The sequence below is a fragment of the Streptomyces sp. NPDC051104 genome (genome assembly GCF_040682835.1).
Classification (GTDB): domain Bacteria; phylum Actinomycetota; class Actinomycetes; order Streptomycetales; family Streptomycetaceae; genus Streptomyces; species Streptomyces cynarae.
This window is the reverse complement of sequence record NZ_JBFBBS010000078.1, coordinates 1-11,769: the sequence shown is the minus strand read 5'-3', so window position 1 is coordinate 11,769 and position 11,769 is coordinate 1. Positions and strand designations below refer to the sequence as shown.

General features: G+C 65.3%; 6 protein-coding genes. 5 read left to right on the top strand and 1 reads right to left on the bottom strand.

The window, feature by feature from the left end:
* Positions 1-471 (bottom strand): hypothetical protein (locus tag AB0N14_RS38525; RefSeq protein ID WP_366030367.1); only part of this gene is annotated, 471 nt, incomplete at its 3' end.
* 1,209 nt (positions 472-1,680) lie between these two features.
* Here AB0N14_RS38525 and AB0N14_RS38520 point away from each other — a divergent pair.
* Genes AB0N14_RS38520 through AB0N14_RS38500 form a run of 5 tightly spaced genes read left to right on the top strand, consistent with a single transcriptional unit; the run spans position 1,681 to position 11,357 of the window.
* A complete protein-coding gene (locus AB0N14_RS38520; RefSeq protein WP_366030366.1) occupies positions 1,681-2,778 on the top strand; it encodes a hypothetical protein in 1,098 nt (365 codons plus the stop codon).
* Complete coding sequence (locus AB0N14_RS38515; protein WP_366030365.1) at positions 2,775-4,292, top strand: hypothetical protein; 1,518 nt, start codon at positions 2,775-2,777, stop codon at positions 4,290-4,292. The genes AB0N14_RS38520 and AB0N14_RS38515 overlap by 4 nt, the downstream gene beginning before the upstream one ends.
* On the top strand, positions 4,280-5,983 hold the full coding sequence (locus AB0N14_RS38510; protein ID WP_366030364.1) for an NERD domain-containing protein: 1,704 nt from the start codon (positions 4,280-4,282) through the stop codon (positions 5,981-5,983). Before AB0N14_RS38515 ends, AB0N14_RS38510 begins: the two co-directional genes overlap by 13 nt.
* On the top strand, positions 5,980-9,426 hold the full coding sequence (locus tag AB0N14_RS38505; protein ID WP_366030363.1) for a helicase-related protein: 3,447 nt from the start codon (positions 5,980-5,982) through the stop codon (positions 9,424-9,426). Before AB0N14_RS38510 ends, AB0N14_RS38505 begins: the two co-directional genes overlap by 4 nt.
* Positions 9,423-11,357: a DUF1998 domain-containing protein gene (locus AB0N14_RS38500; protein ID WP_366030362.1), complete on the top strand. Its 1,935-nt coding sequence runs from the start codon at positions 9,423-9,425 to the stop codon at positions 11,355-11,357. Before AB0N14_RS38505 ends, AB0N14_RS38500 begins: the two co-directional genes overlap by 4 nt.
* Positions 11,358-11,769: the final 412 nt, after the last annotated feature.

The window sequence follows — 11,769 nt, the reverse complement described above, 5'->3', positions numbered from 1 at the left end:
CGACAGTGCGGACAACTTGCTGAACTGCTCCAGCCCGGCCGGCTTCGCCAACCGCGCACTCAGCGACTCGAACTTGGCCGACCGCGCCGCCATCTGACCGAACAGCTTCAGGGACGCCGCTTCCATCGCCCCCTTGCCAAGCGAGTCCAACCCGGCCGACGCCACCGCCGCCTTGCCAAGCGAGTCCAGCTTCGCCGACAGTGCGGACAACTTGCTGAACTGCTCCAGCCCGGCCGGCTTCGCCAACCGCGCACTCAGCGACTCGAACTTGGCCGACCGCGCCGCCATCTTGGCAAACGCCTCCAGCGTCTGGCTCGGCTCGGTGGCGTCGCCCCGGTGAACAGCCCCAGCAGGCCGACGAGCGGTTCGCTTAGAAGTGAGCTGCATGAGCGCAACGTGGTACGAGATACCTTCGCGTAGGGCGAGTTGACGCGCCCTCTTCTTGAGTCCGGTGCTGCCCTTCTTGGCCACAGTCGATTCCAAACTCGGTGAACCCCACGCCCTCACCGGATCTTGGCTGTTGCCAGGGGTGAGCGGAATGAGCGTGGGACCCGAGGGGACCTTCACCGTTTGCGCTACCTGTGGCGTGGGCACAAGCAACTGCGGTATCGGCGCACACGACTTGCCGTGTACCGCACTGTAGCTGATCTCGTACGCCAAGAGAAGCGACCCCGCGCGAACACGGCTCCGGAGGGCCTTTCGGGCTCCGACGTTCGCGCAGGTCAGGGACCTGTGGGCGACAAACGGTGCACGCGCCGTCCACAGGTAGTCCATGGGCATCGTGTAGGTACCCTGCGGAGCGGAAAGGGCCGCCGGGGCCAGCAGTGCAGGGAGCACGGTTCCGCTGAAGCCTGTGCCCACCTGCGGCGTTGCTGGGTCTGACTGTCCAGCAGGGCAGCGTACTCGCATTGGCGAGTACGTCCCGGCAGTGCTGGCTGAGTCAGCGGCTGTGCGCACTGGGCGGACTGGCAAGAGGGAGCCTGCTCCCAGAGTTGGCACCCAGCCGCCAGAGGTTGCGGAATGATGCGCGGCCGACTCTCTTGCCTGCCAGGCAAGATCACGATTTCAGCACGGGTGTCATTTCGTGTAGAGAGCATGGATATTCTGCGTCCGGACCCGGTTCCTTGTGCGTTCCGGTACCCGTTCGGGCTGAGGGGAGGCTGGCGTGGGGATCCTCTGGCGTGATGCAGTCGGTTGATGAGGAGTCAGCCGTCGCAGGGAGCAGCCTTTGCGCTCGGTGCGGCGAAGGTCTTACTGCACCTCGGCCATCGTTGCTGGAACGTACGCGTCAGGGCGCTCTGGCCAGTGCTGCGCTCGGCGCCTGCCATGCTCCGAGCGCAGGGCAGCTGAGGTCGTCCACCGCCAGGTTGAACCCCGGTTGCCTAACTGACGGTTCAGTTGCGGCATGAAGTCCCCCCGGGTACGGAAAAGGATGCTGGCTTTTTGGCAGTCTTCGGTCGGGGAAGGGCGCGGGCAGTGATGCGCCAGTAAACCGTAAGGGCGGCGAACAGGCGCATATGCCTATCGCGTGAGGGGCCCCGTGAGTAGCGTTGGTTGGGGTGGACGGGTGGCAGGGGCGTCCGCCGTGGTGGGGAGGGCTGGGGTGCCGGGGGAGCGGGAGCCCGTGTCCGCAGCTGTAGATGGGCACGCGGCTTTGGGTGGGGAAGCTGGAAAGGTTAGATGAGGTCTGAGCACAAGCAGTTGCGCGAGGTGCTCTCTACAGGGTCCTTCGGTGCGGGCAATGCGCTGCGGAGCACCGTCCTGTACGTCGACGCCGAGGTAGAAGCATCCGGTCTAACCTCAAGAAAGAGTCACATGCCCGGCCGGAGGGAGTCAGCCAGGGTGACGGAGGGACGCTCGCCAGTCAGGCTCGGCCTGGCGGACGGTCCTGACCAAGCGGTCGAATGGGCTCCGTGGATCGGATCGTTCATCGTGCTTGGCTCGAGGCTCCGTGGCTTCATTCCGAAGCTCGATGGACGGCAGTTGGTGCTTGCCATCTCGGTTCCGCAGCGCGACTACGCGGCCGCGCTCATTGCCACTGGCTGGATGTTGTCCAGCCCAGCGCCCGAGCTTGCTCCTCCGATTGATGCCTTCCGGGCGGCATCCCAGGGGACGTACCTCCGGGCGGTGACGAGCAACCGTATTCACACCGGCGCGTTCACGTGGCTTCAAGCCGGTCCCGAGGATCTGCGGGTCCTCGTCGCCGGCAAAGTGCTGCCAGTCGCGCGATACAAGGCAGTATTCGAGCTCGACTCAGCGGTGGAGTCTTTGCACTCAGTGCTGCCGGCCCCGGGTTTCCTGGCGCAGTTCGTTGGTGTGTCAGAGTCGTGGGCGGAGCGGATGGCCGCTCCGCCGTCGGACCTCGTTCTCGTTGGCACCGACAAGTGGCTACGGGAGGACCTGGCGGCGTGTATCGGCAAAGCTGGGGATCCGAAGGATGTGCCGTGCCCGTTGTCGAACTACGTGCTGCCCGTCGAGAAGGGAGCGGCGACGTGGTCGACTCAGGTTGTGTCGGCCCCGAAACTGGCGGATGAGCCGCACCTCGTCGAGCGGCGCCAAGCCGCCATCCTCGATGGCTATGGTGCGATCAAGTATCTCAACGACATTTCTGCGCCGATCGTGGTCTGTGTGATCGACCGGTCGGTTGCGGATGAGTCCGCCGCGGAGACGATAATGGAAGCCCGGAGTTCCAACAGCCGCCCGGTCAGCCTGGAAAATGAGCTGTATTGGCGGCCGCCCGGCGGCGTCGAGGCGCTTGCGTTCACGGTGGCGCTATGAGCAGGGTGCATGACGTCATCAGGCGGTACAAAGCTTCCGTCGAAGTCGTACGCTACGGCGTTGAAATCTTCGTCGTCGGGGATCCGGCGGGTGCGCGTCTCAACGCTGCGGTTCGCCGACTCACTTACACCGTCAAGGAAAACGGCAGCGACGTTTGGGGCGACCTACTGCGTGCGGCGAACGCCCTGCGCTGGCGCCGTATGATGCAGCCGCAGCCTGGCGGGTTCCACCCGGCCGTCACCGAGGCCGCCAGCGCGGTCGTCCGCGAGGCGCACATGCTCCGCGGCGCAGTGGCAGACGAAGTGCTCCTAGAGGAGATCGCCGCAGCCGCCGAAGGCGTGCGCCAGACCGATTCGCCGGTCGGCCGCGAGCTCTGGCGCTCGATCGAAGAGGCAGACCCTTCTATCTGTGCCGTGGTAGCCAGCAGCAATCGGGCCCGGGCAGGATTGCAGGAGTGGCTTAACTCGCTCTCCGTTCCTGTGCTGCTACCCGGCGAGCTCGGTGATGTGAGCGAGCGTGTTGAGCAGTTGTACGTCGCAGGGCCGCCGTCCTTTTTCCCGACGTCGCTAGTGACGGCGCCGGCGGCGGACGAGCTGACCTTCCTCATGCCGGCATGGTTCGGCCATCGAGCGATTCCGGTGTCGCGGCTCGCCGACCATGCCGATGGTGCGATGAAGGCCAGGGCCACGGAGCGGACCGTTGGCGATCTCAGCGAGCCGGAGTCGCATCTCTCCGACGATGAGTTGACAGAGGACACCTACTATCCGCAGCCCGTGTGGCGCGGGCGCATTTCTGGTGACCGTGAGCCGGAGCGCGACGAAGTCGAGGCGTGGAAGGTCCTGCTCGCCGGAAATCTCGCTATCTGGCTGGATGATGGCGACCGCATCCGGGCGCTTGACCCGCGTCAGCCTGAGGGCGAACGGGTTACGTACGCCGCCGTAGAGGATGTCGTGCCGGGAACGTACCTGGTGCTGCGTGATGGAGCGACGGAACAGGGTGCGATGTACGAGGCTGCGCTGCATCTCCTGGGGCCGCGCGCTGGGGCGATCGAGGCGACGCAGCGCGTGTGGAAGGCGGCGTTGGAGGCACGGCTCGCGAGTAGGGGCGCGAGAGCGAGCATCGTGGAGCTGCGAGCACGGGGCGTCAGGTCGGCGGCGCGCGTCCGGGCGTGGACTGAGGCAACGCTCATCAGCCCGAAGCATGAGCATGATCTGGTCCTCTTGCTTGAGTGGTTGGGACTGTCTGTGGAGCCCTCGCGTCAGAACGCGATGGAGCTGCGCCGGGCGGTTTACCGCGCGAGCGCGGATCTGCGCGAAGAACTGGAGGACGCAGTGAGTCGGGCTGACCTGGCGGCCCTGGAACGTGACGGCCACATGAGCCTGGGCATCGAGCGCGCGGGCTTCCGGAGCATGGTGGTCGCACGGGTGCAGGCGCGTTCCCCTTACACAGAAATCGTGCCGCGCCTGCACACGCGGACCCCCGTCTCCGATCGGAGCGGCGAATGGCTCGAGTGATTCCTTCGTACTTCCCGGCGAGGACGCCGCCGGGGGAACAGGCGCTGTACAAGGCACTCGCCGAGTCCGACGGCACCGACGGCTGGATCGTGCTGCACTCGCTTGGGATTGCCGAGCATGTGAAGAAGCCAGAGGGGGAAGCCGACTTCATCGTCATCGTGCCAGAACACGGAATTCTGGTCATCGAAGTGAAGTCACACCTGACGTTCGACTATCGGGACGGAGTGTGGAAGCTCGGCAACGACGCCCCGACTGTGCGAGGTCCGTTCAAGCAGGCGAGCGACGCCATGCACAGCCTGCGCAAGTACCTGTTGAAGAAGAAGGTCAACCTTAGCTCGATCCCGGTGCTCAGCGCCGCCTGGTTCACCGCCGTGCGCGCGCGGACGATGCTTCCAGAGTCGCCCGAGTGGCACGACTGGCAGGTGCTTGATTCCGAGGACCTCAAGAACGGCGTTGCGGCTGCGGTCACGCGCACGATCAAGGCAGGCACTACTCACCTCGACAAGACCACCCATGTCGCGTACGGCGGGGTCGGTCCCGATACGGCGACAGCCCAACGGGTCGCGTTCCTGCTGCGGCCTCAGTTCGAGGTGGGGGTGGTCGCCGGCGATCTCAGGCACGCCCGCCTGGACCAGCTCATCCACTTCGTTGAACAGCAGTACGAGGCCCTCGACTCCATGGCCGACAACCATGCGGTGCTCTTCACCGGGCCGGCCGGGTCGGGCAAGACTCTCCTGGCTATGGAGGCGGCGCGGCGTGAGCTTGCTCAGGGGCGTCAGGGCCGCTTGCTCTGCTTCAACCGTCTGCTCGGTAGGCGGCTAATGGCCGACATGCCCGAGGACCCGAACCTGGAGGTCGGCACCCTGCATCGCCAGCTGCTGGCAGTGGCCGGGGTGAAGCCGCCAGCCGATCCACCGGCCGAGTTCTGGACCGAGGAGCTGCCAGAACGAGCTATGGACAGCATCGTTGCGATGGGCGACGACGCGGCGGTGGACTTCCTCGTGATCGACGAGGTCCAAGACCTCCTCAGCGAGCCGTATCTCGATGTTCTTGACCTGATGGTCAAAGGGGGGCTCCGGTCGGGGCGTGTGCTGCTGTTCGGGGACTTTGAGCGGCAGGTGATCTACGACGATGGTGCGGGCCGGGAACTGCTTGGCATGCGGATGCCACGTTTGCCGAGCTGTCGGCTGACCATGAATTGCCGCAACCTGCCACGCATCGGTCACAGCGTCAACGTCTTCAGTCGCCTCGAGCCTGGCTACAGGAAGTTCCGCCGCGGCGACGACGGCATGAACCCCGGATGGTTGAAATACGAGGCCGGAACTGACCAGACGCCACTGCTGCTGGAGGCGATCCGGCAGCTCCGGGAAGACCACTACCGGCTGGACGAGATCGTGGTGCTCAGCCCACTGGCGGAAGGGTCAGTCGCGGTGTCCACGACCGATCAGTGGCTCCGGCAGATCCTGCGACCGGCTACCGGCCAGGCGCGGAGAAAGGGTGAAGTGCAGTACGCCACGATTCAGGCTTTCAAGGGCCTTGAGGCGCCGGCGGTCGTGGTCACAGATCTCGACCGGAAGCTCGTGCCCAACTTCGAGTCGGTCATGTACGTCGGGCTCACCAGGGCAACCGACCGGCTGTATGGAGTTATTGAGGCTGACACACTACGCGCAGGTATGGAGGGCGAACTGTGACCGGTGAGGATGCGCGCCGCATCGTCGAGGCCGCGGTGCGCCGCGAGCTGTTCGGACCGGGACCGGGCGAGCAGCCGCTTGGCGCCCCGATTGACTGCTCGGGGCCACGGTACAGGTTCGCGACCAAAGAGGAGAGCAACGGGCAGTTCCATGACCGCGACACCCTTGAGGAGGTGCTGACGCGTTCCGATCCACTGCGGCGGTACGGCGTGGGTGTCCTCTCCAGCGGAGGGAGCGCCGGGGGCACGGGCATCGACGAGCACCCAGTCGTGATCGACGGCGCTCCCCAGAGCGAGGAAAACCCCGATCAGCCGCCGGTCGAAGTGAAGGGGCACGCTGCCTGGGACGAGGTTGACTCGGACGACTTCGACCTCTCCGATGCCAACCGGCGGAAGCCCTCCGCGATGGCGCTCTCGTTCAAGGTCAGGGTGCCGTCACACGGTTCTCTCCGCGTGCGCGTTACCGGCGCGTACTACGACCGGGTCGTCGTGACGATCCCCGGTGTCTCGGATCTCGACTGGTGGGTGCGCCGACCGTTCGAGCTCGACGCGACAGTGTCTGGCGCCACGCTTCTAAAAGAAGTGCACAGGATCAAGGTCGTGCCAACAGCGCCGTTGGTGAATGAGCCGAAGCTTGCTCCCGCCAAGGTGCCGACGCTCAGTGTCTTCAGCCGGACGGTGCCGGGCGAGCCTGATGCGGACCTCCGACTCGTCACCCTTGCTGTGACCAACGAGGTGCCCGGTACGGGACCGGGCAGTGCCTTCTTCCAGATGGGGTTCAAAGCAACCGCGCAGGGAGGTCTCCGGATCGAGCCCTACCCGGACGTCGAACAACCCGATAGTGACGAAGAAGAGGAGTCAATCGCGCTGCTTTACCGCGAGCGTCTCACGTACGCGATCGGTCACGGCTGCGCCGCAGCTTGGGAGGAATCCGAGCCCGTTACCTGGGTCGAGGCGGACGCCATGCCCGCGTACGAAGTCGCGAGCCTGACGCCCGACGTCTACGAGGTGCATCAGGACGGAAGCCGGACCCCAGTCAGCGTCAGCATGGCCGAGCTCGCGAAGCAGGCCCCCGAAGGCGATGCCCAGGTCGGGAAGGTGCTCAGGCTGTACCGCGAATGGATCGAAGGGCGGGAGGCCTCGATCCACGATCTCGACAAGCGCTTCCACCCGGCGGCATTGCGGCACATGCGGCTCTGCCGCGAGGCGCTCAAGCGGATGGAAGAGGGTTGGCAGCTGGTTCTGCATGATCCTCTGGCGGCGCGTGCCTTCCAGCTCGCCAACTTCGCGATGCTCTATCAGCAGGTCCGCTCTCGCCTTGACACCCGCGAGGTCGTCAAAGACGCGCAGGACGTCTACCGTCCTGTCGGCGCGCATCCGGACGCCGAGCCCGGACTCCGTGACGGTCTGTGGCGTGCTTTTCAGGTCGCGTTCGTACTGGCGAGCCTGCCAGAGCTCGTCGACCCGACGCACGCGAAGCGGTCCGTCGTCGACCTGATCTTCTTCCCGACCGGTGGCGGAAAGACCGAGGCCTACCTGGGCGCTTCGGCGATCTCGCTCATCGCCCGCCGTCTGCGCAACCCGGCCGACGCCGGCACCGACACCCTGATGCGGTACACGCTCCGGCTCCTGACCGCCCAGCAGTTCCTTCGGGCGTCATCCCTGATCTGCGTGCTTGAGGACATGCGCTCCGAGAACGAGGAAGAGCTCGGCAAGGCGCCCTTCGGCATCGGCGTCTGGCTCGGGGGCGACTCAACGCCGAACACGTGGAAGAGCGCCGAGACGAGCCTTAAGAAGCTGCGTTCGGATTCCAACGCGCCGAACCGATTCCTGCTCCTCAAGTGCCCGTGGTGCGGCACAAAGATGGGACCGGTGCGGCGCGCCAAGAAGGGGCAGGACACACCGGGGTACGTATGGTCAGGCAACCGCTTCGTACTCAAGTGCATCGATGAGCTCTGCCGCTTCAGCGGACGCGGGGGACTGCCAGTGCATGTCGTCGACGAAGACATTTACGAATCAAGGCCGTCCATCGTGATCGGCACCGTCGACAAGTTCGCGACCATGGCGTGGCGGCCCGAGGCCCGCAACCTGTTCGGGCTCGGCGAGGATGGCGAGCGTCTGTACTCGCCCCCGGGCCTCATCATCCAGGACGAGCTGCACCTGATCTCCGGCCCGCTCGGGTCCATGGTCGGCCTCTACGAGCCGGTGATCGACGACCTGGCTACCGATCGCCGCGGAGAGAAGCCGATCCCGGCGAAGATCATCGCCTCGACCGCGACCGTCCGGCGCTACGAAGACCAGATCAAGGGACTGTTCGGTCGCACCGAAGTGGCGCTGTTCCCGCCGCACGGGCTGACCGAGGGGCATTCGTTCTTCGCCGAGCCCGCAACACTGGAGGATGGAACGCCCGCCCCCGGCCGGAGGTACCTAGGGGTCATGAGCGCCTCGCTCGGCTCGACGCAGACCGTGCAGGTCCGCGTCGCCGCCGCGACGCTTCAGGCCGGACCGCAGATCCCGGACGAGGCAGACCGCGACGGTTATTGGACGAACCTCAACTTCCTGAACAGCCTGAGAGAGCTAGGCAACACGGTCTCGCTGCTGGAGTCCGACGTGCCCGACTATCTCGTCGGCCTGCAGCGCCGTGATGGCATTACGCCGCGCTGGCCCCGCAACGCGATGGAACTGACGTCGCGCCGACGTAGCGACGAGATCCCCAAGGCGATCGAGCAGCTGCAGCAGAAGCTCCCCTCGCCGGACTGCATCGACATCTGTCTCGCATCCAACATCATCGAGGTCGGTGTCGACGTGTCCCGCCTCGGCCTCATGACGATCGTGGGCCAGCCGAAGACGACCGCCCAGTACATCCAGGTCAGCGGCCGTGTCGGCCGCGATCCGCGAGCGCCTGGCCTCGTCATCACGATCTACGGCGCCGCGAAGCCGCGCGACCGAAGCCACTACGAGCGGTTTCGGACGTACCACCAGCAGTTGTACGCCCAGGTCGAACCGACATCCGTCACGCCGTTTGCCGAGCCTGTGCTGAAGCGCGCGCTCCACGCCGCGGCGATCTCCCACATGCGGCAGCTGGATCCCGGCCTCGAGCCCTATCCCTTTCCCAAAGCTGAATACGACGCGGCGATCGCGCTCTTGCGCCAGCGCGCCGAACTTGCCGACCCTGAGGAGATCGCCATCTTTGATCACTGGGCCGCAGAACGGGCCCGTCAGTGGGGCCTGGGTGAGCGGACGGCGTGGGCCGCGAGCACCTTCTTTAACGGCGACCCAAAGCAGGGCCTGATGCGCCCGGCCGGAGAGCTCGCCGATCCCGACAATAAGACGATCACCTGGGACACGCCCATGAGCATGCGCAGCGTCGACGCGGAGTGCCGACTGGAGATCACGCGGGCGTACGTCAAGGATGACCTGGCAGGGGAGGACCGCGAGGCATGAGTAGCGGAAGCATCCGGCGGGCACAGCTTGTGGCGCCGTTCGGCGTGGGCGCGATGAGCGTGCTCGTTGACGGCACGTCGGTGATTACGGCCGGTCTAGATCACTGGTACCCGAAGGATGACCCTAATCTCGCGCTGGAGGACTTCGTCGTCCATGACTGGCGCCTTGAAGCTCGTCTCAAGGTGGCCGGGTTCCGGCTGCCACCGGACTTCCGGTCGGCTGGAAGTGGCAAGGACCAGCGCAACGTCAAGCTGACAGTTCCCGTCCTGCGGTTCCCCCGCTGGTGCTTTTGCATGTACTGCAAGCGACTCAAGCTGACGACGCTGAGCTTCCAGGATGTCGTTCGCTGCGAGGATCGTGTCCACGAGGGGCGTCGTGGCAGCGGTCCGCGTATGTCACAGGTGCCGTTCGTGGCCATCTGCGAGGACGGACACGTCGACGACTTCCCATTCGACAAGTGGGTGCACCGGTCCAAGAACCCGGATTGCACTGGAGTGCTGCGGCTGTTCTCTACCGGCGGCGGAGGCCTTGAAGGACAGGTTGTCCGCTGCGGTTACGACGACAAGGGCAAGCACGACGAACGGCTGGGGTGTGGGGCGTCCCGCACGTTGCAGGGCATCACGATGGGCGGCCGTCGTGGTGACGACGGCCTGGAAAGTACCGTCCTCACCGAGGACCTGGCCGGACGCAGCGACCCCTACCACTGCTCGGGGGCCCGGCCGTGGCTCCACGAAGCGGACGGTCCGTGCGACAAGCCTGTCCGTGGCGCCCTCCGAGCTGCCGGCAACGTCTACTTCCCGCGGGTCGAGTCATCGATCTTCCTGCCACAGCAGGAGGGTGCCGTAACCGACGCCATGCGGGAGCTCCTGAAGCGGGCTGACGTCGGCGCGGTCATGAACATCGTCCACTCGTTCGCAGGTGCCGACGCGACCCCCGCGATGCTGCGGAAGCAGCTGCCGCCCGAGCTCTTCGACTCGTACAGCGACGATCAACTTCTCGCCATGTATCGCGACCTGCACGGCATCGGTGCCGACGACGAGGGCGGGGCAGACGGCTCGGACGACCTGACGAGCGACGACATCTGGCGCTATCCCGAGTTCAAAAGGATCCGCGAGACCCCCGATGACGACGCCCTGCGCGCGACCGACCCCGGTATCCACTCGGATCTGTGTTCGCACATAGCCCGGGTGAGAAGCGTGACAGTCCTCCAAGAGACGCGGGCCCTGCGGGGCTTCACGCGAGGACGCGACAGTGAGCTCAAGCTGCCGGTAGGCAAGGCCATGCTCCGCCGCCGCGCATTGCCGCCGGATTGGGACTGGCTCCCGGCTTATGTGGTGAAGGGTGAGGGCATCTACCTGGAGCTCGACCCCGACCGGCTCGCTAGTTGGGAGGCTCGGGACGAAGTCCAGAAGCGCGCCGACCTGATTGCGCAACGCTACTCGCAAGTGATCACGGATCGGGGAGGGCGTCCCCGAGACCTCCGCCCAGGGTTCGTCATGCTGCACACGCTCGGACACCTGCTGATCAACGAGCTCGTATTCACCAGCGGCTACAGCTCAGCATCGTTGCGGGAGCGTCTCTACGTATCGCAACAGAGTGGGCGTGACATGGCCGGCCTGCTGATCTATACCGCAGCCGGCGATTCTGAGGGCACCATGGGAGGCCTTGTCCGGATGGCCCGGCAAGAGCACTTGCGAGCCGTCTTCGCGTCCGCCTTGAGCGATGCACGCTGGTGCTCGACGGATCCGGTGTGTATGGATGCAGGGGAGAAGGGACAAGGCCCCGACTCGTGCAATCTGGCCGCCTGTCATGGCTGCGCACTGCTGCCTGAGACGAGCTGCGAGGAGTTCAACCGTTTCCTCGACCGCGGCTTGGTAATCGGTACGTTCGATGAGCCAACCCTGGGGTTCTTCTCAGACTTTTCCCTGTAGCCGCGTTGTTCACCTGCGTGAAGCACCTGCGGTGAATGTGCCTCGCGGGCGACGTGGTGACGCCCGACGTCGTCATTACGTGATCACTGTCATGGTGTTGCACTCCGCCGCATTCGGCTGAACAAGTAACAAGATCCCGTAATCGGCTAATTAGCTGGGTGCGGGATCTTTGACAACAGTGGACCCGGGGCCGTTCCCCGTTGTTCCCCGAAGGATCTGGCACACGTCTGGCACGCACGGACCTTGGGCAGCCACAGACTGCCGCAACTCAATACCAGAAGACGCTGACTCCGATCCGGGGCATGAGGCCGCTTCACTCCGGAAGCTGTCAAGTCAAATGAGACAGTTTGAGGTTATGAGTTCTGTTTCTGAGCTTCTGTCTCGGGCCGGGGTTCGTTGATCCACACGGCGG

What these genes read in the sequence shown, in the direction of transcription:
- AB0N14_RS38520 (WP_366030366.1), top strand. Translation starts at nt 1,681, where the DNA reads ATGAGGTCTGAGCACAAGCAGTTGCGCGAGGTGCTCTCTACAGGGTCC.
- AB0N14_RS38510 (WP_366030364.1), top strand. Translation starts at nt 4,280, where the DNA reads ATGGCTCGAGTGATTCCTTCGTACTTCCCGGCGAGGACGCCGCCGGGG.
- AB0N14_RS38515 (WP_366030365.1), top strand. Translation starts at nt 2,775, where the DNA reads ATGAGCAGGGTGCATGACGTCATCAGGCGGTACAAAGCTTCCGTCGAA.
- AB0N14_RS38500 (WP_366030362.1), top strand. Translation starts at nt 9,423, where the DNA reads ATGAGTAGCGGAAGCATCCGGCGGGCACAGCTTGTGGCGCCGTTCGGC.